This window comes from Pseudochelatococcus lubricantis (genome assembly GCF_042432495.1).
GTDB lineage: Bacteria > Pseudomonadota > Alphaproteobacteria > Rhizobiales > Beijerinckiaceae > Pseudochelatococcus > Pseudochelatococcus lubricantis.
The window spans coordinates 412,577-438,255 of record NZ_JBHLXC010000002.1; the positions used below are offsets into that span (position 1 = coordinate 412,577).

Genomic DNA, 25,679 nt, shown 5'->3' on the forward strand with positions numbered 1-25,679 from the left:
GGTCGGCAGAGCGCCCGGCACCTTCCTTATGCCGCCCCGCCGCCGGGGTTCGGCACGGTGACCACGGCGGGATCGCGCCCGACGATGCGCGCGAGCTGACGCAGGCGGTTGACCAGCCGTTCGTTCGCCACCGGTTCGAGATCGCCCGGCAGCGACAGCGCCAGCCGCGCCCCGCTGCCGACGAGCGGCGTGCGCGGCAGCACGCCCGGCATCGCCGCCGAAACGAGATAGGCCACCCGCAGCATGCCGCCGAGAATGCGGGCGCGGTTCAGCATCCGCGGCGAAACGAGTTCGCGCATGCGGGAACTCGCGCCGTCCAGCGACAGGCCCTCATGGCGGAAGAACACCGACAGCGCGATGAAGGCGCGGCCGGGGTGGTCGACGCCCGTCAGGCCCGCATGCGCAATCAGGCTGAGGCTCTGCTCGCCGCGGTAATCGGGATGCGTGCGCCAGGCCAGATCGGACAGCAGGCACACGGCTTCGCGCTGGCGGCGCTCGTCTTCCGTCTCGTCGAGGTGCAGCGACGCGGACAGGCGCGCCGTCCAGGCAATGAGATCGGCCGCGTGGCCGGGCGAGCGGGACATCAGCCGGTTAAGCTCGCCCGCGCCGGCCAGCAGCGGATCGGTGCGACGCTCCTCCTCGTTGAGCAGCTCGTAAAGAAGCCCCTCGCGCACGCCCTGCGCCGACATCACGACGGCCTCGGGCCGGCCCCTGCGGATGATCTCGTCGAGCAGCAGCGCGCCATAGCCCAACAGGGGGCGGCGGGCTTCGGAAACGGACTCGATCGACTCCAGCATATCCGTGTCGGCGCGCTCGACGAGCTTGGTGAACTCGACCGCGTCGCGGGCCGGAATGGAATAGCCGTGCATCACGTGCAGCGGATAAGCCTTCTGCGCCATGTGCAGCGCGGCGAGCGCGCGCCAGGTGCCGCCCACGGCATAGAAATTGCGGCCGCGCAGGGCATCGAGCGGGGCTGCGTCCGCGAGCGCATCGCGGATCACCCGGACCGCCCGCTTCAGCGAGCCGCCGGTCACGTCCTGCAGCGCGAGGCCGCCGAGCTTGGTGGTGATGCCCTGCGCCACGGTGTTGCCGATGACATCGATAAGTTCGAGGCTGCCGCCGCCAAGGTCGCCGACGACACCGTCCGCGTGATGGAAACCGGAGAGGATGCCATAGGCGGACAGTTGCGCCTCGCGCCGGCCGGACAGCAGCTCGATCTTGTAACCGAGAATGCGCTCGGCCTCGGCGATGAAATCGGGACCGTTGGCGGCATCCCGCGCCGCGGCGGTGGCGAGCACATGCACGCGCTCGACCTTGATGGCGTCGCAGAGAATGCGAAAGCGGGCGAGCGCCTTGAGCGCCCTCTCGACCGCATCCTCCGGCAACCGTCCGGTGGAGACGACGGAGCGCCCCAGCCCGCAGAGCACCTTCTCATTGAAGAGCTGGGCGGGCGAGCGGCTCAACTCCTCATAGACCACGAGGCGGATGGAGTTCGATCCGATATCGATAATAGCAATGGGCGAGCCGTTGCCGGCCCGCCCCAGATATTGCGGCTGTTCTACGATGCGTGCCCCCTGATCGGCGGCGCCATGCGCCCGGAAACCCTGGTCGGGCGGCACACGATCAGCCGACGGGCCCCTTGGCGAGGCTCCGGGGGCGTGAATTTCTGAGAGACTTTCCACGGCCAGACAAACTCGGGTTGGTCATAAAGTAAGCATGGGCGTTGAACGGCTCCTCACCCTCGGCAGGCGTGATGCGCGTGCTCGTCCCATCCGGCAGGATTGTCCAGCTCTGCTCGTTATCGAGCAGATTGGCAAGCAGAATCTGGTCAAGAACCTGTTGATGAACTGTGGGGTTCGAGATCGGGCACATCGCTTCCACGCGCCGGTCCAGATTGCGCTGCATCAGGTCCGCAGAGGAAATATACAGATGTGCCTGCGGGTTAGGCAGTTCCTGGCCGTTGCCGAAGGCGTAGATCCGGCTATGTTCGAGGAAGCGGCCGACGATCGACTTGACCCGGATATTTTCCGACAGGCCGGGAATGCCGGGGCGCAGGCAGCAGATGCCGCGCACGACGAGATCGATCTGCACGCCGGCCCGACTCGCCTCGTAAAGCCCGTCGATGATGTCCGTGTCGACGAGCGAGTTGCACTTCATCCACACCGAGCCGGGGCGGCCGGCCTTCACGTGCTCGATCTCCTCCTGCAGGTGCTGGAGGAGGCGCGGCTTGATGGTGAGCGGCGACACGGCCATGCGCTCCAGCTCCGCCGGTTCCGCATAACCGGTGATGAAGTTGAAGATGCGGCTGACGTCGCGCGCGATCGCCGGATCGGCCGTGAAGAACGACAGGTCGGTGTAGATGCGCGCCGTGATCGGGTGGTAGTTGCCGGTGCCGACGTGGCAGTAGGTGACGAGCTGGCCGCCCTCGCGACGCACCACCGACGACAGCTTGGCGTGGGTCTTCAGCTCGATGAAGCCGAACACCACCTGCGCGCCGGCCCGCTCCAGATCGCGCGCCCAGCGGATGTTCGCTTCCTCGTCGAAGCGCGCCTTCAGCTCGACCAGCGCCGTCACCGACTTGCCGGCCTCGGCCGCCTCCGCCAGCGCCTTGACGATGGGCGAGTCGGAAGAGGTGCGGTAGAGCGTCTGCTTGATGGCGACGACGTCGGGGTCGCGCGCCGCCTGCTGCAGGAACTGCACCACCACGTCGAAGGATTCATAGGGGTGGTGGACGATCAGATCCTTCTCGCGGATCGCGGCAAAGCAGTCGCCCGCGTGCTCGCGGATGCGCTCCGGATAGCGCGGATTGTAGGGCGTGAACTTGAGGTCGGGCCGGTCGAGGCCGACGAGCTGCGACAGCTCGTTGAGCGCCAGCATGCCTGTGGAGACGAAGATTTCGTCCGGCAGGACATTCAGCTCCTTGGCGACGAAGTCGCGCAGGTTCTCGGGCATCGCGCCCTCAAGCTCCAGCCGGATGACGACGCCGCGCCGGCGCTGCTTCAGCGCGCTCTCGAACACGCGCACCAGATCCTCCGCCTCTTCCTCGATCTCAAGGTCCGAGTCGCGGACGATGCGGAAGCTGCCCTGGCCCTGCACCGAATAGCCCGGGAACAGGCGGTTGATGAACAGCACCAGCACCTGCTCCAGCACGATGAAGCGCGAGGCGCCCGTCTCGGCGAAGTCAGGCAGCTTGATGAAGCGCTGCACCTTGTTGGGAATGCGGATCAGGGCGTTGAGCGACTTGTTGTCGCTCTGGCGGTGCAGGGCGAGCGCCAGCGAGAAGCCGAGGTTGGGAATGAACGGGAAGGGATGCGCCGGGTCGATGGCGAGCGGCGTCACCACCGGGAAGACGTAGTGCAGGAAGTAGTCGTCGAGCCAGTTCAGCTCGGCGCGGGTCAGCTCGTCCGGGTTGATGAGCACGATGCCGTTCTCGACCAGCTCCTCGCGCAGCTCAAGCCAACGCTTCTGCTGGTCGCTGGCGAGCTTCGTCACCCCGGCGCCGATGCGGGCGAGCTGTTCGGCAGGCGTCAGGCCGTCCTGCGAGACGACGGACACGCCCGAGCGGAGCTGGCCGCGCACGCCCGCCACGCGGACCATGAAGAACTCGTCGAGGTTGCTGGCGGAAATCGACAGGAAGCGAAGCTGTTCCAGCAGCGGGTGGTTGCGGTTGGAGGCCTCCTCCAGCACCCGCCGGTTGAACTGCAGCCACGACAGCTCCCGGTTGACCAGCCGCTCGGGGGAATGAAGCAGGGCGTCGCCCGCAGGGAAATCCTCCGCCGGGGCGCTCACCTCCGCGGGAACACCGGCATCCTCGTCTACCACGTTCAGAACCGTTTCGACATCCGTCATGGTGAACCTCCACATTCGACCCGGGCCGCGTGCGATCATCGCCCGCCGTTATCCTATTCAAGCCGCGTTGTCGCAATCTTCTGCGACAATTCCACGACGAAAAACCATGAAACCCCAATATCATGAAACCCCGATATGAAGCGCGACGGACTCTATGCGTCGTCCGCGCCCGATCGCACGGCCAGCCGGTCCAGTACGGCGAGCGCGAAAGGGCGGGTGATGCGCCGGCGGTCGCTCAGCGCCTCGCGGTCCAGCACCTCGACGAGTTCCCGCGCCGCCGCGAGCGAGCGCTCCATCCGCCGCCCCAGCGCCTCGACGACGCCGGCATCGACGACGAGTTGCCGGTCGATGAAGAGCTTCACCAGGACGGCCCGCAACAGGGTGTCGTCCGGCGGATCGATGGCGACGGCGGGCGACAGCCGCAGGCGCGACAGGAGATCGGGCGTGGCGAGTCCCCACATTCCGGGCTGCGCGCGCGCCGTGATCAGCATCGACGCGCCGTTGCGGCGCACCGCATTGAGCAGGTGGAACAGCGCATGTTCGTCGCGCGGCGGCCGGTCCGCATCCTCGATGACGAGCGCCTCGCACAGGGCCAGCTCCTCCACGCCCTGCGCGGTGACCCCGGCAGCCGACACGATGCGCGCGCCCGCGCGCCGCGCCCAGATCGCCGCGAGATGCGTCTTGCCCGATCCCGCCGGGCCGACGAGCCGCAGCAGCCTGTCCGGCCACGCCGGCCAGCTCTCGATCATGGTGAACGCCTGCGCGTTGGCGGGGCTGACGAGAAAATCCGCTGCCTCCAGACGCGGCTCCACGGGCAGGTCGAGCGGCAGTTGCCTCGGCGCTTGCGGCCGCTCTTCAGACATCGACGTGAATCCGGGCCCTCGGCTCACGGTCCGCCCCGGTATAGAGCGGGCTCGCCAGATAAAGCTGCAGTGCGAAGCGCGTCAGCACGCCGATGGCGGCCGCGATGGGTACCGCGAGCAGCAGGCCGACGAAACCGAACAGCGAGCCGAAGGCCACCAGCGCGAACATCAGCCAGACCGGATGCAGCCCCACCGCATCCCCCACGAGCTTGGGCGACAGGATGTTGCCTTCCACGAACTGCCCGAACAGGAAGATGCCGACGGTGACGGCGATCATCGTCCAGTCCGGCCAGAACTGCACCAGCGCCACGCCCACCGACAGCACGAAACCGGTGAACGAGCCCACGTACGGAATGAAGGTGAGCGCGCCGCTGACGAGGCCGATCAGCAGGCCGAAGTTCAGGCCGACCGACGTCAGCGCGATGGCGTAGAACGAGCCGAGGATGAAGCACACCAGCGCCTGTCCCCGGATGAAGCCGGCGATGGCGCCGTTCATGTCCTGCGCCAGCGTCCTGATGGTGTCGGCGTGGCGGCGCGGCAGCCAGCTATCGATCGTTTCGACCATCCGCCCCCAGTCCACCAGCAGGTAGAAGGCGACGACGGGCGTCACCACCAGCAGGGCGAGCACACTGATCACCGCCTGCCCGCCCGACCAGAGGGAGGTCGCGAACGTGCCGAGCCACCGCGCCGCCTGCCCCACGATATCCGTGAGCGAACGCTCCACGGTGGCCAACGCCTCCGGCCCGCCGAGATGTTCGATCAGCGGGCCGCCGTATTCCGTCGCCCACTGTTGCAGGTTCCTGGCGTTCGCCGGCAGGTTTTCGAGCAGCACCCCGAGCTGGTTGACCACCACCGGCAGCAGCAGCACCAGCGTGAGAATGAAGGCCAGCACGAACAACAGCAGAATCAGCAGCGATGCCGTGAGGCGCCCCATGCCGATCCGCTCAAGCCGCGTCGCCACCGGGTCGAGAATGTAGGCGAGCGCCAGCCCCGCGACGAACGGCAGCAGGATGCCCCGCAGCAGGTAAACCCCGACAAGCAACGCCGCCAGCGCCACGATCCAGAAGCGCATCTGACGCTCGACAGGAGAGAAATCACTCATCCGCCAGTCCATTTTCTGCCAGCCCCCGGTTTGGGCGCAACCGCCTTTCCGCGCAGGATACCGCGCATGCGCTCCATCTAACACCGATTATTCATTCGGCCATATGACGAAGCCACAGCGTGAGATAGGCGCCCGCGGAAAGCAGCGTCAAGCCGACGACCGAAGCCATGCCCGCGTTGAACAGCCACGGCGCGGCGACCGCCGGCCCGGCGCCGGCGAGGCCGAGGCTCCCCAGCGTCAACGCGGCGAAGCCGATCTGCGCCGCCGTGTTCAGCTTGCTGACGAGGAGCGGGCGGATCGCCACGGGCCGCGTCATCAGCCATGAGATGGCAATGGCCATCAGGATCAGCACATCGCGCGAGACGACGAGGATCGCCAGCCAGCCCGGCAGCACGCCGACGACGGAGAGCGCCACGTAAATCGACACCAGCAGCGCCTTGTCGGCGAAGGCGTCGAGATAGGCGCCCAGTTCGCTGCGCATGTCGAAGCGGCGTGCGATATAGCCGTCCACCCCGTCGGAGAGGCCCGCCACGACGAACATTACGAAGGCGGCAAGCCACGCCTGCGCGCCGATCGACGCCACGATGACTGGCACCAGCAACAGCCGCAGGATCGTGATCAGGTTGGGGATCGTCATGGAACCGCGTTCATCCTCCGGCGCCCGGTCGGCGTGGGGTCCGCAGGCCGCGGGAGGCTCGCCGTTCTGCGCATTTTTTCCAGCTATACCAAATCCCGCCCGCCCGACAAGCCACGGCGCGGCGGCGGCGAAAAGGCTTCCTCGCCATCCGTGGCGGCCTGTCTATATAATGACTGGCGCGGCGGGCGCGGTTCACCGAAAAATCGGTATTCCGCGGCCGCGCGTCCGCCTTCGCACTTGCCTTCGGGCGTCCGCCGTCGTAGGTGCCAGATGGAATTGTTCACAGGAACCGCAAGCGATGTCGCAAAACGGACATGACGGATCGATCAGGAACGGGCTGACCTATGCCGAGGCCGGGGTCGACATCGACGCCGGCAACGCCATGGTGGAAGCGATCAAGCCGCTCGTGCGCGCGACCCGCCGCCCCGGCGCGGATGGCACGATCGGCGGCTTCGGCGGCCTGTTCGACCTCAAGGCCGCCGGCTACGTCGATCCGATTCTGGTCGCAGCGAACGACGGCGTGGGCACCAAAGTCAAGATCGCCATCGAGACGGGCCATCACGAGACGATCGGCATCGACCTCGTCGCGATGTGCGTCAACGATCTCGTGGTGCAGGGCGCCGAACCGCTGTTCTTCCTCGACTATTATGCCACCGGCAAGCTCGACCCGCGCGAGGGCGCGCTCGTCGTGCAGGGCATCGTCGACGGCTGCCGGCAGGCGGGCTGCGCGCTGCTCGGCGGCGAGACGGCGGAAATGCCCGGCCTCTATGGCAACGGCGACTACGACCTCGCCGGCTTTGCCGTGGGCGCGGCGGAGCGCGGCCGGCTGCTGCCGCGCGCGGACATCCGGCCAGGCGACGCCCTTCTCGGCCTGCCGTCGTCCGGCGTTCATTCCAACGGCTTCTCGCTCGTGCGCAAGATCGTTGCCGCCGCAGGGCTGGACTGGAACGCTACCGCCCCCTTCGCCCCCGAAAAGCGTCTCGGGATCGCGCTGCTGGAGCCGACGCGCATCTACGTGCGCCAGCTGCTCGGCGCCCTTCGGCGCACGGACGCCATCAAGGGCCTCGCCCACATCACCGGCGGAGGCTTCATCGACAATATTCCGCGCGTGCTCCCCGAGGGCACCGCGGCGCGTCTCGACCTCGCTGCCATCCTGCCGCTGCCGGTGTTCGGCTGGCTCGCGCGCGTCGGCGGCGTGGACGCAGGGGAGATGCTGCGCACCTTCAACTGCGGCATAGGCATGGTCGTCGTCGTGGAGGCCGGACAGGTCGAGACCGTGACGGACGCGCTGATCGCGGAAGGCGAAACACCGGTGCTGATCGGCGACGTCATCGCGGCGGGCGACGGTCCGCGCGTCGTCACCACCGGCGAGTTGCGGCTGTGACCGGAATGACGGCGGGCGGAAAACGGCGGCGCACGGCGGTGCTGATTTCCGGGCGCGGTTCCAACATGGCCGCGTTGCTGGCGGCGGCCGCTGCCACCGACTTTCCCGCCGAGATCGTCCTCGTCGCCGCCAACCGGCCGGAGGCGGCGGGCCTCGCCACTGCCCGCGATGCCGGAATCGCCACGGAAAGCATCGATCACAAGCCTTTCGGCCGCGACCGTGAGGCATTCGAGCGCGCGCTCGACGCGCGGCTCAATGCACACGGCATCGAACTCATCTGCCTCGCCGGCTTCATGCGCATTCTCACGCCGTGGTTCGTGCAGCGGTGGCTCGGGCGGCTCATCAACATCCACCCCTCGCTGCTGCCTTCCTTCCCGGGCACGCAGACCCACGAGCGCGCTCTGGCGGCGGGCGTCAGGCTGCACGGCTGCACGGTGCATTTCGTCGAGCCCGAAGTCGACGCCGGCCCGATCATTGCGCAGACCGCCGTGCCCGTCCTGCCCGGCGATACGCCGGACATCCTGTCGGCGCGCGTGCTGGCGCAGGAGCACCTGCTCTATCCGCACGCCCTCGCCCTCGTCGCAGGCGGCGCGGTGCGCTTCGTGCCCGGCGCCCCGTCGGGTCGGGTGGAGACGGACCCCACCGCCGACAGAACTCCTCCCACACTCTCGCTCAGCGTTCCCGCCTGATCGAAAAATGCCCGCCGGCCCGGCCGCCGGGAAGCGGGGAAGGACATCGCCCTCCCCGCATGCGGTTCGTCAGCGCAGCTCGCGCGGTGCGGCGCTGACGGTGACGGCCGCGTTCTGGCGCACTTCCAGCACCGCAAGCGCGCGGTCGTTGGTGCCGTTCGCGTTGAAGCGGAACACGCCGTCCGCGCCGGCAAAGCCCGCGCGGTTCGTCAGCACGGTGGTGGAGAAGCGCTGCGATCCCTGCGTGCGCACCAGCGCCGCCGCCAGCGAGACCGCGTCGTACGCCAGGCTCGCGATGCGCGCCGGCTCCGCGCCGAACTTCGCGCGATAGCGCTGGGAGAAGGCGTTGAAACCGGCCGAATCGGGCGCGGCGAACCAGCCGCCCTGCAGGCCGGGCGCCGCCAGTGCGCGCGGATCGTTCCACAGCGAGGTGCCGAGCAGCTTCACCCGCCCCGTATCGACGCCCGCCGTGCGCAGGTACTGCGCCGCGCTCGGCAGAGTATCGGCGTTGTCGGGCAGGAACAGCGCATCGATCTGGCCGGCGTGCGCCGCGATGCGCTGCACGGCCTGCTGCAGGTTGGAGCGGTCGGCGGCGTAGGTTTCGATGGCGACGACGCGCCCGCCCGTGGATGCGACGGTCGTCTGGAACGCCGCCTGCACCACCTTGCCGTAGGCGTTGTCGGGGACGAGCGCGGCAAAGGACTTGCGGCCGCGCTGGGAAGCGAAGCGGATGATGCGGTCGACCTCCGTCTCCGGCAAGAAGCTCAGCAGGTAGACGCCGGGCTGGGCGACGGAGCTGTCGGTGGAAAACGAGATGACCGGACGATTGTGCGGACGCGCCACCGCCCCCGCCGCGCGGGTAGAGGCCGAGAACAGCGGCCCGAGCACGAGTTCCGCGCCCTGATCGATCGCTGCCCGCGTCGCATCGCGCGCGCCGGCCTCGGTGCCCCGATCGTCTCGCACGAGAAGCTGGATGTCGGGCTCGTTGAACTCGCTGATCGCCAGTTCCGCCGCGTTGCGAAGCGACTGCGCCGTGGCGCCGGCGCCACCCTGCGCCGAGAGCGGCAACACGAGGGCCACCTTCACCGAACCCGTGCCGATGGTGCTCGCCGGCGCAGCCTCGGTGCCGCCGCCGCCTTCCGATCCGCCAAGACCGAAGAACCCGCCCGAGCCGGAACAGCCGGCAAGGAACAGGCTGGCGAGCACGGCAGCCGCGAGGCCCCTGAAACCTGCGGCGCGCATCCCCGACGCGGGGGCGGAACTCTGCGGCCCTGAAGCACCCGGTCTTGAGACGCTGGATGGCAGGTTGCGGTTGACGGCACGGAACACGGCACTCTCCCTGGCTCGTGGCATGGCAGGCTCATACAGGACGGCAGGTCTGCAAGACAGCGGGGTTTGCAGGAACCCGGCACGTTCGGACGCTTGGCGACGAACACGCCGGCGGCGCGGCCGATCGTAGCGACCGGACAGACCGCTGCCGATACTACCGGCTTGAAGCTATTTCGCAATCAAAGGTTAACACCTCTTTACGTCGCTTCCAAAACGTCGCCGCATCCTTCCGGGCGTTGTCCGGGGGGCCGCGGGCTGTTATCCCCATTTATCGACGGCCCGCCCCTGTGTCATGCTGCCGGCGCGGGAACAGAATCACGTTGACGACACCCGGAAAGCCGACGCGGCAGGGAGGCATGGTCGGTGTGAAGAGGATATGGATGAAATGAGTGAAGACAAGCGCGCGCCGGTGCGCGACCCCGGCAGCGCCACGCCCCTCCCGCCTCCGCCCGGCGCGGCGCCGGCCGCCGCCTCCCGCTTCACCGCCTTCGGCCTCGCGGCAGAGGCGGAGCCGATCGCGCCGGGCCTGCACATCGTCGCGACCCCGATCGGCAACCTCAAGGATATCACCTTCCGCGCGCTCGGGACGCTCGCCGCCGCCGACGCCATCCTTGCCGAGGATACGCGCGTGACCAAGGTGCTGCTCGCCCACTACGGCATCACCACGCCGCTCATCGCCTATCACGAGCACAACGCGGAGCAGATGCGGCCCAGGGTGCTCGCCCGCCTGGAGGCCGGCGAGGCGCTGGCGCTGGTGTCGGATGCGGGCACGCCGCTCGTTTCCGATCCCGGCTACCGGCTGGTCGAGGATGCGCTCGCACACGGCGTCAAGGTCACGTCCAACCCCGGCCCGTCGGCGGTGCTCACGGCGCTCGTCGTCTCGGGCCTGCCGACGGACCGCTTCTTCTTCGAGGGCTTCCTGCCGACGAAAAGCGGCCCCCGCCGCGCGCGACTCGCCGCGCTAGGCGACATTCCGGCGACGCTGGTGCTGTTCGAATCGCCCCGCCGGCTGAGCGAAATGCTGGCCGACGCGGCGGACATCCTCGGCGAGCGGCCCGCCGCCGTGGCCCGCGAACTGACGAAGCTTTACGAGGAAGTGCGGCGCGACACATTGCCGGCCCTCGCCCGCAGCTACGCGGACGAGACACCGAAGGGCGAGATCGTGGTGCTGATCGGCCCGCCGCCCGAGGGCGCGAAGGCACTGTCGCAGGCCGACCTCGACGCGCGCATCGAAACCGCGCTCGCCCGGCACAGCGTCAAGGACGCCGCAGCCATCGTCTCGGCCGCGACCGGGCAGCCGAAACGAGAGGTCTACGCCCGCGCGCTGCAGCTCGCCGCCGCCCGCGACGAGGGCGGTGAAGGCGCGCCATGAACAAGCCACCGCCGGGCCTGCGGCGGGCCGCGACGCATGACGCCGGCCAGCGGGCCGAAAGCCTCGCCGCCCTGCTGCTCATGCTGAAGGGCTATCGCATCCTGGCGCGCCGCTACAGGGCGGCCGGCGGCGAGATCGACATCATCGCCCGGCGCGGCGGCACCGTCGCCTTCGTCGAGGTGAAGGCACGGGCGGCGCTCGACGACGCCCGTGTCGCGATCACGGGCGGGAAGGAGCGGCGCATCGCCGGCGCCGCCCGCCACTGGCTGACGCGCAACGGCTGGGCGATGCCGCTGACGCTGCGCTGCGACGCGGTGTTCATCGGCCGCCGCAGCCTGCCCCGCCATGTGGCTGACGTCATGACGCTTTGCCTGGACTGACGTTTTGCGATTGCGGGACCAGCCGCGCCGGCGCATAAAAACGGACCGTTGCTGACAACCGGAGTATCGTGGCGATGAGTCTTGTCGTGGCCGTCCAGATGGACCCGATCGAGCGTATCAACGTGGCTGGCGATTCCACCTTCGCCCTGCTGCTGGAGGCGCAGAAGCGCGGACATGAACTGCTGTACTACACGCCCGATTCCCTGACGCTGCGCGACAGCCGCGTCACGGCGAAGGTGCGCCCGCTCGCCGTGCGCGACGTCGCCACGCCCGACTACGCGACACTCGGCGAGGTGCGCCGCATCGATCTGGAGGAAGAGACCGACGTCGTGCTGCTGCGGCAGGATCCGCCCTTCGATCTCGCCTATATCACGTCAACGCACCTGCTCGAACGCATCCACCCGAAAACCTTCGTGGTCAACGATCCGGCCTCCGTGCGCAACGCGCCGGAGAAGGTTTTCGTGACCGCTTTTCCCGAGTTGATGCCCCCCACCCTGATCACTCGCGACAAGGATGAAATCAACGCCTTCCGCGCCGAACACGGGCCTGTCGTCATGAAGCCGCTCTACGGCCACGGCGGCGCCTCGGTGTTCCAGGTGAACGAGCAGGACGGCAATTTCGGCTCGCTCTTCGACCTGTTCTCCGTCACCTTCCGCGAGCCCTGGGTGGTGCAGAAGTTTCTGCCGCAGGTGAAGCTTGGCGACAAGCGCATCATTCTTGCCGATGGCGAGTATGCGGGCGCCGTCAACCGCGTGCCGGCCGAAAACGATATACGCTCCAACATGGTAAGGGGCGGCGCGGCCCTCGCCACTGAGCTGACGGAGCGCGAGCGCCAGATCTGCGAGACCATCGGCCCGCATCTGCGCGAACGCGGCCTGCTGTTCGTCGGCATCGACGTGATCGACGGCTATCTCACCGAGATCAACGTCACCTCCCCCACCGGCATCCGCGCCATCAAGCGCAACGGCGGGCCCGACGTCGCCGCCATCATCTGGGACGCCATCGAGCGCCGCCAGAAGGAAACGGCCGCCAGTTGAATCCGGGTTCCGTGACCGTGATTCCCGTTTCCGGGACCGCTGTTCCCGGCGAAGAGTCAAGCGGTTTTCGGCTCATAGCGACATAAGTCGTTGATAAGGCAGCGCGGGCATTCCGGCTTGCGCGCCTTGCAGACATAGCGGCCGTGCAGGATGAGCCAATGATGCGCGTGGCGGGCGTAGCGGGCGGGCACGATCCGCTCCAGCCCGAGTTCAACCGCAAGCGGCGTCGCGCCGATAGCGAGCGGAATGCGGTTCGAGACGCGGAACAGGTGCGTGTCCACGGCTATCGTCGGCTGGCCAAAGGCGATGTTGAGCACGACGTTTGCCGTCTTGCGGCCCACGCCCGGCAGTTTTTCCAGCTCCTCGCGCGTGCGCGGCACGGTGGAATGGTACTGCTCGACCAGCATCCGCGAGAGCGCGATGACATTCTTCGCCTTGTTGCGGTACAGGCCGATCGTTTTGATATAGTCGCGCAGCCTTTCCTCGCCGAGCGCCGCCATCTTCTCGGGTGTGTCCGCAACCGCGAACAGCGCGCGCGTCGCCTTGTTGACGCCCACGTCCGTTGCCTGCGCTGAAAGCGCCACCGCCACCAGCAGCGTGAAGGGATTCGTGTATTCGAGTTCGCCCTTCGGCTCCGGGTTGGCCGCCTCGAAGCGGCGGAAAATCTCCTCCACAGTGGCGGGATCGACGGGGCTGGCGGCGGATGACGGTACGGCGCTGCTGGTCACGGCTTTTATGATTCGCTCCGGATGATTTTCGGGTATAAAGTTACTTGCAGAAAAAGTTACTCGTAGAAAATGTGACGCCCCCAAGGCCCCGGCCGAATGACCCCAGCCGACGTTCCCGCCTCCGTGAACGCGCATGCGCCCGATGCGACGCTGTTCGCCGCACGCATCACGCCGCACCGCTCCATGGGGCGGCAGGCGTTCCGCATTACCATGACGCTCATCTGTCTGGCGAGCGTGATTTCCAGCCTGCCTTTCGTGCTGATGGGCGCGTGGCCGGTGGCGGGCTTCTTCGGGCTCGATCTGCTCGCGCTCTACATCGCCTTCCGCGTCAACTTCCGCCGGGCCGCATCCTTCGAGGAGGTCTGGCTGTCGCGCATCGAACTGCTGCTGCGCAAGGTCAGCCATCGGGGCATATGGCGGGAATGGCGCTTCAATCCTCTCTGGACACGCCTGGAGCAGACGGCGCATGTCGAGTCGGGCGTTGAGAGACTCGCGCTCGTCTCGCGCGGCCAGCGGGTGACGGTGGGCGACGCCCTCTCGCCCGACGAACGCGCCAGCCTCGGCGAGGCGTTGCATGAAGCGCTGCTGGAGGCGAAGCGATAGGCTGCCAATCGCGCGCCGCATGCAGGATGCGCCAGATCGAGATCGCCTGCAGTGTTTCTGCGTAGATAGAGCTGTAGTTGGATCTGACAATCATCTCACGTGTGCCCGCCACCCGCCGCGCACGATAAAGCCTGCGATAATCCGGAGTAAGGCCGGCCTTTACCTGAATCTCTCCCTGCAACCGCTGGGCGGCGTCGGGATTGTCGTCGGAAATGCAATCGACGGGCGCCGTCGTGTTGACGATGCATCACGCCGCAAGATCGGCGATGAGTGCGTTCAGCACGGGCAGGCCGGCAGCGGTGGCGCGCAGGCGGCCGCCCGCCGTGTCGACGAGGCCCTGCTCGGCGAGGAAGCGCAGGTTTTCCGCCGGCAGCGGACGGCCGGCGAACTGCGCGTAGCGTTGCGGGTCGATGCCTTCCACCAGCCGCAGGCCCATGAGCAGGAATTCGTCCGCCTGCGTCCCCATGTCCAGGCATTCGCGCTCGATAATGGCGTTGCCGTCGCGCTCGACCAGCGCCAGCCATTGCTCGGGATTGCGCTCCGTGGAAAGCGCCATGCGCCCTTCGTTGGTGACAAGCCGCCCGTGCGCGCCGGGACCGACGCCGGCGTATTCGCCATAGCGCCAGTAGAGCAGGTTGTGGCGGCTTTCCGCGCCGGGTCTGGCATGATTCGAGATTTCGTAGGCAGGCAGGCCATGGCGGGCGCAGACCTCCTGCGTGACGTCATAAAGGTCGCGCGCCGCGTCGTCGTCCGGAATGACGAGCTTGCCGGCAGCGTGAAGCCGGGCATACCAGGTGCCGGGCTCGATGGTGAGCTGATAGAGCGACAGATGCTCCACGGCATGCGCGATGGCCTGCTCCAACTCCGCCGCCCACGCCTGCGGCGTCTGTCGCGGGCGGGCGTAGATGAGGTCGAAGGAATAGCGCTCGAAACTTTGCGCGGCGAGCCGGACGGCGGCAAGCGCCTCCGCCGCCGTGTGCCTGCGTCCCAAGGCGCGCAAGTCAGCGTCGTCGAGCGCCTGCACCCCCAGCGACACGCGGTTGACGCCGGCCAGCCGGTAGCCGCGGAAGCGCTCTGCCTCCACGCTGGTAGGGTTGGCCTCCAGCGTGACTTCCGCGCCGGGAGCGACGCTCCAGTGCGTGGCGATGGCGTCGAGGATTACGCCGATCGTCGCCGGCTGCATCAGCGAGGGCGTGCCGCCGCCGAAGAAGATGGACGTCACCGTGCGCCCGGGCGCGAGCGCGGCATTGTGGGCGATCTCCCGCGCGAAAGCGGCCGCGAAACGGCGTTCGTCCACCGGCTCGTGGCGAACGTGGCTGTTGAAGTCGCAGTACGGGCACTTCGAGGCGCAGAACGGCCAATGGACATAGACGCCAAAGCCGACGTCGCGCGTGGGGTGATCGCTCATGGCCGCTGTGTGAACCGATCGGACGCGAAACGCAAGAGCGCGGCGCGTTCGCGACCGACTGGCGCAAACGTCCGCAACGTGCGAGAAGGAAGTCTCACTTCGCCGCGACAGGTCGGCTTGGAACAGACAGTGGCCAGACAGATCAGGAACCGCTCCACCACGGCAACCGCCGCACCGGCACGGGCACGCAAGACGCGCGCGCGCCCCGAAGCCGCCGGGGAAGGAAGCGCCGGATCGCCGGAGGAATTTCTGCCGACCAAGGAGCAGATCGTCAGCTTCATCACGGAGTCGCCCGGCAAGGTCGGCAAGCGTGAGATCGCCCGCGCCTTCGGCATCGGCGGCGGCCAGCGCATCTGGCTGAAGCGCATCCTGCGTGAACTGGAAGACGAGGGCGCGATCGACCGCCGCCACAAGACGCTGAACCGCACGGGCAGCCTGCCGCCCGTGGTGCTCGCCGACATCACCGCCCGCGACCGCGACGGCGAACTCATCGCCAGGCCCGCGGAATGGGACGACGCCGATGGCGACGCACGCGCGCCGCGTATCCTCGTCCACCTGCCGCGCCGCCAGCGGCCCGGCCAGCCGGTGCCCGGCGTGGGCGACCGCGTGCTGCTGCGGATCGAGGCCAACCGTGACCGTGATTCCGAAGAAACGCCTTCTGCGGCAGTGGCTTACGTTGGTCGCGTCATCAAGGTGCTGGCGAAGGTGCGCGCGCAGGTGCTCGGCATTTTCCGCGCCAACCCGGACGGCCCCGGCGGGCGGCTCGTGCCCGTCGACAAGAAACTGCTCGGGCGCGAGATGCCGATCCGGCCGGGGGATGCCGGCGATGCACAGGACGGCGATCTCGTTTCCGTCTCCGTCGCCCGCGCAGGCCGATTCGGCTCGTCCTTCGCCAAGGTGAGCGAGCGGCTGGGGTCGCTGAAATCGGAACGCGCGGTGAGCCTGATCGCCATCCGCGCGCACGACATTCCGGACGTCTTCTCCCCTGCCGCCCTGCGCGAGGCGGAAGAGGCGCAGCCCGCGCCGCTGGCGGGCCGGGAGGACTGGCGCACGCTGCCGCTCGTCACCATCGACCCCGCCGACGCGAAGGACCACGACGACGCGGTCCATGCCACGCCGGACCCCGATCCCGCGAACGCCGGCGGTTTCATCGTGACGGTGGCGATCGCCGACGTCGCGGCCTATGTACGCCCCGGCACGGCGCTAGACAGGGACGCGCTGGAACGCGGCAATTCGGTCTATTTCCCCGACCGCGTGGTGCCGATGCTGCCCGAGCGCATCTCCAACGACCTCGGCTCGCTGCGCCCGCGGGAGGACCGCGCGGCGCTCGCCGTGCGCATGGTGATCGACGTCCGCGGCCGCAAGCGTCATCACACCTTCCACCGCATCATGATGCGCTCGGCCGCGAAGCTCGCCTATCCCCAGGCGCAGGCCGCCATAGACGGCGCGCCGGACGACACGACCGGCCCCATCCTCGACAGCGTGTTGAGGCCGCTGTGGGACGCCTACGCGGCGATGACCGACGCGCGTGACGAGCGCGACCCGCTGGCGCTCGACCTGCCGGAGCGCAAGCTGATCCTGAAGCCCGACGGCACGCTCGACCGCGTCGTGATGCCCGAGCGGCTGGACGCGCATCGCCTCATCGAGGAATGCATGATCCTCGCCAACGTCTGCGCGGCGGAAACGCTGGAGCAGGCGGGCTCGCCGCTGATCTACCGCACCCACGACGAGCCCTCGCCGGAGAAGCTGCGCGCGCTCGCGGAGGTGCTCGCCTCCATCGGCATCAAGGCGCCGAAGACGGGCGCGCTGTCGCCCACGCTCTTCAACCGCATCCTCGCGCATGTCGAGGGCTCGCCAAACCGTGACTTCGTCAACGAGGTGGTGTTGCGCACGCAGGCGCAAGCCGAGTACTCCGCCGACAACTACGGCCATTTCGGCCTCAACCTGCGCCGCTATGCGCATTTCACGTCGCCCATCCGCCGCTATGCCGACCTCGTGGTGCATCGCGGCCTCATCCGGGCGCTCAAGCTCGGCAAGGATGGCCTGCCGGCCCACGCCTCGCGCGAGGAGCTGGCGGAGGTCGCGGCCCAGATATCGGCGGCCGAGCGGCGCGCCATGGCGGCGGAGCGGGAGACGACAGACCGGCTGATCGCCCATTTCATGGCCGACCAGATCGGCTCCACCTTCGCAGGCCGCATCGCGGGCGTGACGGGCGCCGGCCTTTTCGTGAAGCTTGACGACACCGGCGCCGACGGCTTCATTCCCGCTTCCACGCTGGGGCAGGACTATTTCCGTTTCGACGAGACGCTGCATGCCCTCGTCGGCAGCCGCTCACGCAAGACCTATCGGCTGGGCGACCGGGTGGAGGTGCGGCTCGTCGAGGCCGTGCCGATCGCCGGCGCCCTGAGGTTCGAGCTGCTCGGCGGCGACGCCGGGCGCACGCCGCGGCGCGGCAGCCGCATACGGCGCGCCGGAATCGACGAGGCACCAGCACGCGGCGCGACAACGACAGGGGGAAGGAAACGCCGCCCATGACCATCGAACGGTTGACAGGCAGGCCGGACCTGCATCCGGCGGCGGACGCGCAGCCGCAACGCGACATCTGGCTTTCCGTGCGGCGCGGGCTGCAATGCCGCTGCCCGGCTTGCGGAGAGGGTGCGATCTTCGACGGCTATCTCAGGATCGCGGACCGCTGCCCCGCCTGCGGAGAGGAACTGTACCACCACCGCGCCGACGACCTGCCGCCCTATATCGTGATCACCATCGTCGGGCACATCATCATCACGCTCGTGCTGGCGGTGGAGATGTTCGCGGATTACTCCACCACCACGCAGATGATCCTGTGGCCGCTGCTGACCCTCGCCCTCGCGCTGGTGCTGATGCGGCCCGTCAAGGGCGCGGTGGTGGGCTACCAGTGGGCGCTGCGCATGCACGGCTTCGGCGGTCCGCAGGAGGACGAGGCGGCCCTGCGCCCGCGCGCAGGCAACACTGACAAGAAGGAATGGGAGAGACCATGAGCGAAGCAGCCACCACCCCGAAGGCGCCGGAAGACAGGCCGGACTACACGAAAATCGTACCGCGCGACGCGGCCTCGCTCATCATCCTGGACCACACGCTCACAGGCCCCTACGTCCTGATGGGCAAGCGGCACGAGCGCCATGTGTTCATGCCCGGCGCCTATGTTTTCCCGGGCGGACGGCTGGAGGCGTGCGACAGCGAGATGGTGGTCGCCGGCGCGCTGCATCCCGCGGCGGAGCACAAGCTGATGCTGCAGGTCGAGGACCCCTCACCCCTCACCGCCCGCGCGCTGGCACTCGCCGCGATCCGCGAAACCTTCGAGGAAACGGGTCACCTCATCGGCTCCACCGACTACGGCGCGCCGGAGGAAACGCCGGCCGAATGGCACGCCTTCGCCGAGCACGGGGTTTTTCCGGAACTCGACGGGCTGCATTTCGTCGCCCGCGCCATCACGCCCCCGCGCTATCCGCGCCGCTTCGACGCACGCTTCTTCGTGACGGAGGCATCGAGCATCGCCCGCACGGTGGAAGGCGCGCACGGCCCCGACCACGAACTCGTGGAACTCGTCTGGGTGCGGCTCGACGACGCGGCCTCGCTGAACACGCCGACAATCACCCGTATGGTGATGGCGGAACTGGCGCTGAGGCTCGCGGAAGGTTTCCGGCAGGAAGCGCCGGTGCCGCTGTTCCGCAACGACACACCCAACCCGCGCGACGAGCTGTGACGGGCGCCGCTCTGCCATTGTGATATAAATGTTGTATTTCCGATGGAAATGGTATAGGCGGATTTCTTCGTCTGTTATCGTTGCGTGCAGGAAAAGGAGCCCGTCATGGCTCGCGTCACCGTCGAAGATTGCATCGACAAGGTTGAGAACCGTTTCGAGCTCGTGCTCCTCGCGAGCCACCGCGCCCGCATGATTTCCTCCGGCTCGTCCCTGCTGGTCGACCGCGACCGTGACAAAAATCCCGTCGTGGCGCTGCGCGAGATCGCCGAGGAGAAGTTCGCGGCGGAGGATCTGAAGGAAGACCTGATCCATTCCTTGCAGAAGTATGTCGAGGTCGACGAGCCGGAAGAGGACGCGGTTCCCCTGATCGGCACCTCGACGGGCGGCGCGGTGGACGACACCGAAGTGCAGTTCGACCGCATGAGCGAGGAAGATCTGCTGCGCGGGCTTGAAGGGCTCGTGCCGCCGGCCGCGAGCGACGACGAAGACTGATTGTCGCTTTCAGTTCAGGCGCGTTTGGCAGGCCCGGATCGTTCCGGGCCTTTTCCGTTCCGGCCTCGCACCCGTTTGTTTTTCATCAGAACCTTTGTCATAATTCTTCATGGGTCCGCGTGGACCGGGTGAAAAGTATCGGGATTACCGTGGCAGACAGTCAGGTGACGGAAGGCCGGCCCGTGACGGAGCGGGGCGAGGCGGAGCGTATCGAGACGGAACGGGCGGGCGCGGAGCAGTCCCGCGGCGTGAGAGGCGCGCTGCCGATCATGCGGCAGTACGAGCTTGTAGAGCGCGTGAAGCGCTACGATCCCAACGCCGACGAAGGGCTGCTCAACCGCGCCTATGTCTATGCGATGCGGGCCCACGGCACCCAGAAGCGCGCGTCGGGCGACCTGTTCTTCTCGCATCCGCTCGAAGTCGCTGCCATCCTGACGGACCTCAAGCTCGACGACGCCACCATCGTCGCCGCCGTGCTGCACGACACGATCGAGGACACCGAGGCCACGCGCGAGGAGATCGACCAGCTCTTCGGCCCCGAGATCGGCGCGCTGGTGGACGGGCTGACCAAGATCAAGAAGCTCGACTTCGTCTCTCGCAAGGCCACGCAAGGCGAGAACTTCCGCAAGCTGCTGCTCGCCATCGCCGCCGATGTGCGCGTGCTGCTGGTCAAGCTCGCCGACCGGCTGCACAACATGCGCACGCTCGGCTTCATGGCGCAGGAGAAGCGGGCGCGCATCGCCGAGGAAACGCTGGAGATCTACGCGCCGCTCGCCGGGCGCATGGGCATTCAGGAACTCCGCGACGAGCTGGAGGACCTCGCCTTCCGCCACCTGAAGCCGGAAGCTTACGAGACCATCGCCCGCCGGCTGGAGAATGTCAGCGCGCGCAACGGCAAGCTGGTCGAGACGATCGAGCACGACCTGACGGAGCGCCTCGCGGAAAAGGGCATCGTCGCCTGCGTCAAGGGCCGGCGCAAGCGCCCCTATTCCATCTGGAAGAAGATGGAGCGCAAGTCGCTGGCGTTCGAGCAGCTGTCGGACATCTTCGCCTTCCGCATCATCGTCGCTTCCATCGACGACTGCTACCGGGCGCTGGGCGTCGTGCACACCGCCTGGCCGATGGTGCCCGGGCGCTACAAGGATTATGTGTCGACCCCGAAGCAGAACGACTACCGCTCCATCCACACCACGGTGATCGGCCCCGGCCACCAGCGCGTGGAGCTGCAGATCCGCACGCAGGACATGGACGAGGTCGCCGAGTACGGTATCGCGGCGCATGCGCTCTACAAGGACGGACGCACCGGGCGCCTGCTGAACGAAAGCCGCGCCTATCAATGGCTGCGCCGCACCGTCGACCTGCTGGCGGAAGGTGACAGCCCCGAGGAATTTCTGGAGCATACCAAGCTCGAACTGTTCCACGACCAGGTGTTCTGCTTCACGCCGAAGGGCCGGCTCATCGCGCTGCCGCGCGGCGCGACGCCGATCGACTTCGCCTATGCCGTGCATACCAACGTCGGCAACACGGCCGTCGGCGCCAAGATCAACGGCCAGATCGCGCCGCTGCTCTCGGAACTGCAGAACGGCGACGAGGTGGAAATCGTGCGCGCCGACGGCCAGACACCGCCGGCGGCATGGGAATCGCTCGTCGTCACCGGCAAGGCGCGGGCCGCGATCCGCCGGGCGACGCGCGACGCCGTGCGCCGGCAATATGCGGGGCTCGGCGCGCAGATTCTGGCGCGCGCCTTCGCACGCGCAGGCCGCGCCTACTCCGACGAGAAGCTGAAGGCGGCCCTGCCGCGGCTGGCGCGCGCCTCCCTAGACGACGCGCTGGCGGCCGTGGGGCGCGGCGAGATGTTCTCGGGCGATGTCGTCAAGGCCGTCTATCCCGATTTCAAGGATGAACGGCGGCCGACCGTCGACGGGCTGTCCGGCCACGGCTGGTTCGGCCTCAAGGGCAGCGAGACGCTGAAGTTCAAGGTGCCCGACAGCGGCAAGGAAGCGGACGGGCGGCACGCGATCCCGATTCGCGGCTTCAACAGCGACCTGCCGGTCACCTTCGCGCCGGAGGGCGGCGCCGTGCCGGGCGACCGCATCGTCGGCATCCTTACCGCCGGCGAGGGCATCACCATCTACCCGATCCAGTCGAAGGCGCTGGCGGCGTTCGAGCACGAGCCCGAACGGTGGCTCGACGTGCGCTGGGATGTCGACGAGGAGAACATCCAGCGCTTCCCGGCCATCATCTCGCTCAGCGCCGTCAACGAACCGGGAGCGCTCGCCGAGATCACCCAGATCATCGCCGACCACGATGCGAACATCGAGGATATCGCGATGAAGCGGCCCACGCCCGATTTCACGCATCTCACCATCCGGCTGTCGGTGTGGGACCTCAAGCACCTCACCAGCCTGATCGCCGAACTGCGGACCACACGGTCGGTGAGTTCGGCGGAACGCATTACGGATTAGGGCGGCCGCCACGGCCGTCCACCGGTTCTTCGGCCCGGCGCCCGCCGTCCGGCCCGTCTCGTGGAAATCATGCGACAGAAAATGTCCAGAATTTTCCATACGCGACAACATGCGCGAACTGAAAGCGGCATGTATAGCCCCATGACGAGTAGACATATTGACGTAGTCCATGGATAATACGAGATAGATGCGCGGCCTTTGCTTCGCGCTTCCGCCCGCATGCATCGCCGATAAGAACGCAATATGCTGCAATACATTTGAAATCAGGACTATTATTTTTCTATATTCGACTTTCGTTACTTATAAGGATATCGGTACATGGATAAATTTTGAGTAGCGGTTGTTTGAATTGATGTGAAAGTTATGTAGTATAGTTTCTTCGAGGTTGAATTCGACGTCCTTCGGGTTACCGTGCACGGCACGCCCCCGGCGGATACGGCGGGATACGCTCGCGGCTATGGTCACAGAGGAGCAGGTGAAAACAGAGCGATTGAACAGCACTATGCATATTGCCGGAGCCAGAAAGTAAACACCCGTTGTCCGCCAACCATTGCCTCGGATTCCATAGGTCGGCGGGAGCAGCACCCATGAATTATACTTAACCTATAGAGATTGCATCATGTCTACGATCTGCCGGCGCGCCGTGTTCATTGATGGGGCCAACCTTTACGCAACGACCAAGACCCTCGGCTTCGACGTCGATTTCAAGCGGCTGCTGCGGTCCTACAATCATAATGGCCGCCTGATCCGGGCGTTCTATTACACCGCGATGATCGAGGACCAGGAATACTCATCCATCCGTCCGCTGGTCGACTGGCTCGACTATAACGGTTACCGCGTCGTCACCAAACCGACCAAGGAATTCATCGACTCCTCCGGCCGGCGCAAGGTCAAGGGCAACATGGATATCGAGCTTGCAATCGATGCGCTCGAACTCGCGCCCCACATCGACGAGATGATCCTGTTTTCCGGCGATGGCGATTTCCGCTCGCTGGTGGAGGCGATGCAGCGTCGCGGCGTGCGCGTCATCGTGGTTTCCACCATCCAGACCCAGCCGCCCATGATCGCCGACGAGCTGCGCCGCCAGGCCGACGAGTTCGTCGACATCACCCAGCTCGCTCCCCTGATCGGCCGCGAACACAGCGAGCGGCCGGAGCGTTCGGTGCGGCTCGCCACCGATGCCGATGACCGCGCCGAAAACGTCAAGGGCCGTTCGCTCGTCGAGCGGCGCTACGGAATCAGGAACCAGCCGGTGGACAACAATGACGACGGCGACCTGTCCTGATCCGGGCAGCACGCCGTCTCCCGACTGCAATCTTTGCCCGCGTCTCGCGGCGTTCCGCCGGGAATGGCGGGCGCGTGAGCCTGCATGGTTCAACGCACCGGTGCCATCTTTCGGCCCTGTGGGCGCGCGCCTGCTGGTCGTCGGCCTCGCGCCCGGCCTGCGCGGCGCCAATCGCACGGGGCGGCCGTTCACCGGCGACTATGCAGGCGACCTTCTCTACGAAACTCTGCTGACCTTCGGCCTCGCGCGCGGCCGTTACGCCGCTTCGCCCGACGACGGCCTCGAACTCGCTGACAGCCGGATCACGAACGCCGTGCGCTGCGTGCCGCCCGAGAACAAGCCGACCGGCGCGGAGATCGTCACCTGCCGGCGCTTCCTCTCCGGCACTCTCGCGGAAATGGCGAATCTGCAGGCCATCGTCGCCCTCGGGCGCGTGGCGCACGACACGGTTGTGCGCGCGCTGGGACGCGCGCCGACGCGCGTCCCGTTCCGCCACGGCGGCCACTACGACCTTGGCAACGTGCGGCTTTTCGACAGCTACCATTGCTCGCGCTACAACACGAATACGCGGGTGCTGACGCCGGAGATGTTCCGGGCGGTCTTTGGCGACGTGCGGGATTTTCTGGACGCCGTCCCTCGCGCGGCCTGAAGCCGCGCAGGTTCGACCGTTCGCGATGAGCATGGCTCGTCGCGGAACGGCGTTATCCCTTTTCGCGCATGATGCGCGCGCGGTCGCGATCCCACGTGCGCTTCTTTTCGCTCTCACGCTTGTCGTGAAGCTGCTTGCCGCGCGCCAGCCCGATCTCCACCTTGGCCCGCCCGCGATCGTTGAAATAGATCTTCAGCGGCACGACGGTGAAACCCTCGCGCTGGGTGGCGCCGAGCAGGCGGTTGATCTGTCGCTTGTGCAGCAGCAGCCGTCGGGGGCGGCGCGTCTCGTGGTTGAAACGGTTGGCTTGCAGATATTCCGGGATATAGGCGTTGAAGAGGAAAAATTCCTCGCCCGACGGGCCTGCGTAGGCCTCGCCGATGGTCGCCTTGCCAGTGCGCAGCGACTTCACCTCCGTCCCGGTCAGCGCGATGCCTGCCTCGATGGTATCGACGATTTCGTAATTGAAGCGGGCCTTGCGGTTGTCGGCGACAATCCGCTGCCCGCCCTTGTCATTGGGAGCCATCAGGTCAGCCGTCGATCACGCCGGCAATTGCGAGGGCCTCATCCACCTTTGCTTTCGTCGCGGCCGACACCGGAACCATCGGCAGGCGCACCTCGTCGTGAATCCGTCCGATACGCGACAGCGCGTACTTGACAGGCGACGGGTTGGTCTCGGCGAAGAGCGCCGTGTGCAGCGGGAAAAGCCGGTCCTGCAAGGCGAGCGCGGAGGTGAAATCGCCCGAAAGCGCCGCGTGCAGCAGGTCCGCGCATTGCCGGGGGGCGGTGTTGGAGGTAACGGAAATGCAGCCGTGGCCGCCGTGCGCCACGAAGCCGAGCGCCGTCACGTCCTCGCCCGAGAACTGGACGAACTCCGGCCCCAGCACCTGGCGCTGCAGGCTGACGCGGGCGATGTTGGCGGTGGCGTCCTTCACACCGACGATGTTCGGCAGCTCATAGAGCCGCGCCATCGTCTCCACGGACATATCGATCACCGAGCGGGGCGGAATGTTATAGATGATGATCGGAATGCCGATGGCGTCGTTGACCGCCTTGAAGTGCTGATACAGCCCTTCCTGATTCGGCTTGTTGTAATAAGGCGTGACGACGAGCACGGCATCGGCGCCGACCTCTTCCGCGTGGCGGGCGAAATCGATCGCCTCCGCGGTGCTGTTCGATCCCGCCCCGGCCACGACCGGGACGTGGCCTTTCGCCTCTTCCACCGCCCACGCGACAACCTGCTTGTGCTCCTCGTGGCTCAGCGTGGGGCTCTCACCGGTGGTGCCTACCGGCACAAGGCCGTCGACGCCATTCTCGATCTGCCAGGCGATGAGCGCGCGAAATGCATCCTCGTCGACCCTGCCGTCGCGAAACGGCGTCACGAGGGCGGTGTACAAACCCTTGAAGCGGCGATGTGCTGTCATGATATATCCCCCGAGATGACGGGGGCTCTCCCGATATGGTCTGATCATCTTCGGGCCTCGACCCGCGCAAGCTGATACTTAATCACTTGGAGGCGGTTGCGCAAAGGCTCATATTGCATCACGCGGGACGATCGGACACATTTATCACCGCGTTGCCCGCGCAGTCGCACTCTATCCGCGGTTCTGGTTAACAGTTCTTGAACGATTGGAGGCGACGATGCGGGCGACGGAAACGCGGTGG

Annotated in this window: 23 protein-coding genes and 1 pseudogene; 13 read left to right on the plus strand and 11 right to left on the minus strand. The window is 67.1% G+C overall.

The genetic code is table 11. The annotated features are described in order from the left end of the window. Positions 1–26 precede the first annotated feature (26 nt). From ppx to ACFFJ7_RS04800, 5 genes are all read right to left on the minus strand, one after another. Positions 27–1,565 (minus strand): exopolyphosphatase, encoded by a 1,539-nt coding sequence (gene ppx / locus ACFFJ7_RS04780; RefSeq protein WP_377592078.1) that lies wholly within the window; start codon positions 1,563–1,565, stop codon positions 27–29. 58 nt (positions 1,566–1,623) lie between these two features. After that, positions 1,624–3,849 carry an RNA degradosome polyphosphate kinase gene (locus ACFFJ7_RS04785; protein ID WP_208394019.1) on the minus strand — a complete coding sequence of 742 codons (2,226 nt, stop codon included), beginning with the start codon at positions 3,847–3,849 and terminating at the stop codon, positions 1,624–1,626. 152 nt (positions 3,850–4,001) lie between these two features. Then, on the minus strand, positions 4,002–4,712 hold the full coding sequence (locus tag ACFFJ7_RS04790) for a P-loop NTPase family protein (RefSeq protein WP_377590915.1): 711 nt from the start codon (positions 4,710–4,712) through the stop codon (positions 4,002–4,004). Next, positions 4,705–5,814, minus strand: coding sequence for an AI-2E family transporter (locus ACFFJ7_RS04795; protein WP_246224952.1), 1,110 nt, complete (start codon positions 5,812–5,814; stop codon positions 4,705–4,707). Before ACFFJ7_RS04795 ends, ACFFJ7_RS04790 begins: the two co-directional genes overlap by 8 nt. Before the next feature lie 91 nt (positions 5,815–5,905). After that, positions 5,906–6,451, minus strand: coding sequence for a CDP-alcohol phosphatidyltransferase family protein (locus ACFFJ7_RS04800; protein WP_166947705.1), 546 nt, complete (start codon positions 6,449–6,451; stop codon positions 5,906–5,908). Between the two features lie 298 nt (positions 6,452–6,749). On the opposite strand from ACFFJ7_RS04800, the gene purM reads away from it, so the two are divergent. Both purM and purN read left to right on the plus strand, forming a co-directional pair. Further along, positions 6,750–7,835 carry a phosphoribosylformylglycinamidine cyclo-ligase gene (gene purM / locus ACFFJ7_RS04805; RefSeq protein ID WP_377590916.1) on the plus strand — a complete coding sequence of 362 codons (1,086 nt, stop codon included), beginning with the start codon at positions 6,750–6,752 and terminating at the stop codon, positions 7,833–7,835. Between the two features lie 5 nt (positions 7,836–7,840). Then, positions 7,841–8,524 carry a phosphoribosylglycinamide formyltransferase gene (gene purN / locus ACFFJ7_RS04810; protein WP_377592081.1) on the plus strand — a complete coding sequence of 228 codons (684 nt, stop codon included), beginning with the start codon at positions 7,841–7,843 and terminating at the stop codon, positions 8,522–8,524. Between the two features lie 69 nt (positions 8,525–8,593). On the opposite strand, the gene ACFFJ7_RS04815 is transcribed toward purN, so the two are convergent. Further along, positions 8,594–9,877 (minus strand): penicillin-binding protein activator, encoded by a 1,284-nt coding sequence (locus ACFFJ7_RS04815; protein WP_246224953.1) that lies wholly within the window; start codon positions 9,875–9,877, stop codon positions 8,594–8,596. Between the two features lie 361 nt (positions 9,878–10,238). Between ACFFJ7_RS04815 and rsmI the strand changes: the two genes are divergently transcribed. The 3 genes from rsmI to gshB all read left to right on the plus strand — a co-directional run bounded on the left by rsmI (position 10,239) and on the right by gshB (position 12,642). Further along, on the plus strand, positions 10,239–11,225 hold the full coding sequence (gene rsmI / locus ACFFJ7_RS04820) for a 16S rRNA (cytidine(1402)-2'-O)-methyltransferase (protein ID WP_377590917.1): 987 nt from the start codon (positions 10,239–10,241) through the stop codon (positions 11,223–11,225). Beyond that, a complete protein-coding gene (locus tag ACFFJ7_RS04825) occupies positions 11,222–11,605 on the plus strand; it encodes a YraN family protein (protein ID WP_166947711.1) in 384 nt (127 codons plus the stop codon). Before rsmI ends, ACFFJ7_RS04825 begins: the two co-directional genes overlap by 4 nt. 74 nt (positions 11,606–11,679) lie before the next feature. Continuing rightward, complete coding sequence (gene gshB / locus ACFFJ7_RS04830) at positions 11,680–12,642, plus strand: glutathione synthase (protein WP_377590918.1); 963 nt, start codon at positions 11,680–11,682, stop codon at positions 12,640–12,642. A gap of 56 nt (positions 12,643–12,698) precedes the next feature. Here gshB and nth read toward each other — a convergent pair whose 3' ends face one another. Then, positions 12,699–13,370 carry an endonuclease III gene (gene nth / locus ACFFJ7_RS04835; protein WP_343042473.1) on the minus strand — a complete coding sequence of 224 codons (672 nt, stop codon included), beginning with the start codon at positions 13,368–13,370 and terminating at the stop codon, positions 12,699–12,701. A 96-nt stretch (positions 13,371–13,466) separates the two neighbouring features. Here nth and ACFFJ7_RS04840 point away from each other — a divergent pair, with 96 nt between their 5' ends. Then, complete coding sequence (locus tag ACFFJ7_RS04840) at positions 13,467–13,973, plus strand: DUF2244 domain-containing protein (RefSeq protein ID WP_166947717.1); 507 nt, start codon at positions 13,467–13,469, stop codon at positions 13,971–13,973. Positions 13,974–13,989: 16 nt separating this feature from the next. Here ACFFJ7_RS04840 and ACFFJ7_RS04845 read toward each other — a convergent pair. Further along, a pseudogene (locus tag ACFFJ7_RS04845) lies at positions 13,990–14,217 on the minus strand (type II toxin-antitoxin system RelE/ParE family toxin); the annotation flags it as partial. 3 nt (positions 14,218–14,220) lie between these two features. After that, positions 14,221–15,381 (minus strand): radical SAM family heme chaperone HemW, encoded by a 1,161-nt coding sequence (hemW, locus tag ACFFJ7_RS04850; protein WP_166947719.1) that lies wholly within the window; start codon positions 15,379–15,381, stop codon positions 14,221–14,223. A gap of 249 nt (positions 15,382–15,630) precedes the next feature. Here hemW and rnr point away from each other — a divergent pair, with 249 nt between their 5' ends. The 7 genes from rnr to ACFFJ7_RS04885 all read left to right on the plus strand — a co-directional run bounded on the left by rnr (position 15,631) and on the right by ACFFJ7_RS04885 (position 24,014). Continuing rightward, complete coding sequence (gene rnr / locus ACFFJ7_RS04855) at positions 15,631–17,916, plus strand: ribonuclease R (RefSeq protein ID WP_377592082.1); 2,286 nt, start codon at positions 15,631–15,633, stop codon at positions 17,914–17,916. Next, positions 17,913–18,398 carry a DUF983 domain-containing protein gene (locus ACFFJ7_RS04860; protein ID WP_377590919.1) on the plus strand — a complete coding sequence of 162 codons (486 nt, stop codon included), beginning with the start codon at positions 17,913–17,915 and terminating at the stop codon, positions 18,396–18,398. The genes rnr and ACFFJ7_RS04860 overlap by 4 nt, the downstream gene beginning before the upstream one ends. After that, on the plus strand, positions 18,395–19,123 hold the full coding sequence (locus tag ACFFJ7_RS04865) for an NUDIX hydrolase (protein WP_166947725.1): 729 nt from the start codon (positions 18,395–18,397) through the stop codon (positions 19,121–19,123). Before ACFFJ7_RS04860 ends, ACFFJ7_RS04865 begins: the two co-directional genes overlap by 4 nt. Positions 19,124–19,228: 105 nt before the next feature. Further along, on the plus strand, positions 19,229–19,615 hold the full coding sequence (rpoZ, locus tag ACFFJ7_RS04870) for a DNA-directed RNA polymerase subunit omega (protein WP_166947726.1): 387 nt from the start codon (positions 19,229–19,231) through the stop codon (positions 19,613–19,615). 266 nt (positions 19,616–19,881) lie between these two features. Continuing rightward, positions 19,882–22,080, plus strand: coding sequence for a RelA/SpoT family protein (locus tag ACFFJ7_RS04875; RefSeq protein ID WP_166948857.1), 2,199 nt, complete (start codon positions 19,882–19,884; stop codon positions 22,078–22,080). A 619-nt stretch (positions 22,081–22,699) separates the two neighbouring features. After that, the gene (locus ACFFJ7_RS04880) at positions 22,700–23,365 is read left to right on the plus strand and encodes a LabA-like NYN domain-containing protein (RefSeq protein WP_166947728.1); all 666 of its coding nucleotides are present in this window, start codon (positions 22,700–22,702) and stop codon (positions 23,363–23,365) included. Beyond that, the gene (locus ACFFJ7_RS04885; RefSeq protein WP_377590920.1) at positions 23,343–24,014 is read left to right on the plus strand and encodes a uracil-DNA glycosylase; all 672 of its coding nucleotides are present in this window, start codon (positions 23,343–23,345) and stop codon (positions 24,012–24,014) included. Before ACFFJ7_RS04880 ends, ACFFJ7_RS04885 begins: the two co-directional genes overlap by 23 nt. 52 nt (positions 24,015–24,066) lie before the next feature. Here ACFFJ7_RS04885 and smpB read toward each other — a convergent pair whose 3' ends face one another. Continuing rightward, a complete protein-coding gene (gene smpB, locus ACFFJ7_RS04890) occupies positions 24,067–24,540 on the minus strand; it encodes an SsrA-binding protein SmpB (RefSeq protein WP_166947732.1) in 474 nt (157 codons plus the stop codon). Between the two features lie 4 nt (positions 24,541–24,544). Further along, positions 24,545–25,438, minus strand: a complete 894-nt coding sequence (gene dapA / locus ACFFJ7_RS04895) for a 4-hydroxy-tetrahydrodipicolinate synthase (protein WP_377590921.1) — start codon at positions 25,436–25,438, stop codon at positions 24,545–24,547. Positions 25,439–25,679 lie beyond the last annotated feature (241 nt).

What these genes read in the sequence shown, in the direction of transcription:
- ACFFJ7_RS04785 (WP_208394019.1), bottom strand. Translation starts at nt 3,849, where the DNA reads ATGACGGATGTCGAAACGGTTCTGAACGTGGTAGACGAGGATGCCGGT.
- ACFFJ7_RS04790 (WP_377590915.1), bottom strand. Translation starts at nt 4,712, where the DNA reads ATGTCTGAAGAGCGGCCGCAAGCGCCGAGGCAACTGCCGCTCGACCTG.
- ACFFJ7_RS04795 (WP_246224952.1), bottom strand. Translation starts at nt 5,814, where the DNA reads ATGAGTGATTTCTCTCCTGTCGAGCGTCAGATGCGCTTCTGGATCGTG.
- ACFFJ7_RS04800 (WP_166947705.1), bottom strand. Translation starts at nt 6,451, where the DNA reads ATGACGATCCCCAACCTGATCACGATCCTGCGGCTGTTGCTGGTGCCA.
- purM (WP_377590916.1), top strand. Translation starts at nt 6,750, where the DNA reads ATGTCGCAAAACGGACATGACGGATCGATCAGGAACGGGCTGACCTAT.
- purN (WP_377592081.1), top strand. Translation starts at nt 7,841, where the DNA reads ATGACGGCGGGCGGAAAACGGCGGCGCACGGCGGTGCTGATTTCCGGG.
- ACFFJ7_RS04815 (WP_246224953.1), bottom strand. Translation starts at nt 9,877, where the DNA reads ATGCCACGAGCCAGGGAGAGTGCCGTGTTCCGTGCCGTCAACCGCAAC.
- rsmI (WP_377590917.1), top strand. Translation starts at nt 10,239, where the DNA reads ATGAGTGAAGACAAGCGCGCGCCGGTGCGCGACCCCGGCAGCGCCACG.
- ACFFJ7_RS04825 (WP_166947711.1), top strand. Translation starts at nt 11,222, where the DNA reads ATGAACAAGCCACCGCCGGGCCTGCGGCGGGCCGCGACGCATGACGCC.
- gshB (WP_377590918.1), top strand. Translation starts at nt 11,680, where the DNA reads ATGAGTCTTGTCGTGGCCGTCCAGATGGACCCGATCGAGCGTATCAAC.
- ACFFJ7_RS04840 (WP_166947717.1), top strand. Translation starts at nt 13,467, where the DNA reads ATGACCCCAGCCGACGTTCCCGCCTCCGTGAACGCGCATGCGCCCGAT.
- hemW (WP_166947719.1), bottom strand. Translation starts at nt 15,381, where the DNA reads ATGAGCGATCACCCCACGCGCGACGTCGGCTTTGGCGTCTATGTCCAT.
- ACFFJ7_RS04860 (WP_377590919.1), top strand. Translation starts at nt 17,913, where the DNA reads ATGACCATCGAACGGTTGACAGGCAGGCCGGACCTGCATCCGGCGGCG.
- ACFFJ7_RS04865 (WP_166947725.1), top strand. Translation starts at nt 18,395, where the DNA reads ATGAGCGAAGCAGCCACCACCCCGAAGGCGCCGGAAGACAGGCCGGAC.
- rpoZ (WP_166947726.1), top strand. Translation starts at nt 19,229, where the DNA reads ATGGCTCGCGTCACCGTCGAAGATTGCATCGACAAGGTTGAGAACCGT.
- ACFFJ7_RS04880 (WP_166947728.1), top strand. Translation starts at nt 22,700, where the DNA reads ATGTCTACGATCTGCCGGCGCGCCGTGTTCATTGATGGGGCCAACCTT.
- ACFFJ7_RS04885 (WP_377590920.1), top strand. Translation starts at nt 23,343, where the DNA reads ATGACGACGGCGACCTGTCCTGATCCGGGCAGCACGCCGTCTCCCGAC.
- smpB (WP_166947732.1), bottom strand. Translation starts at nt 24,540, where the DNA reads ATGGCTCCCAATGACAAGGGCGGGCAGCGGATTGTCGCCGACAACCGC.
- dapA (WP_377590921.1), bottom strand. Translation starts at nt 25,438, where the DNA reads ATGACAGCACATCGCCGCTTCAAGGGTTTGTACACCGCCCTCGTGACG.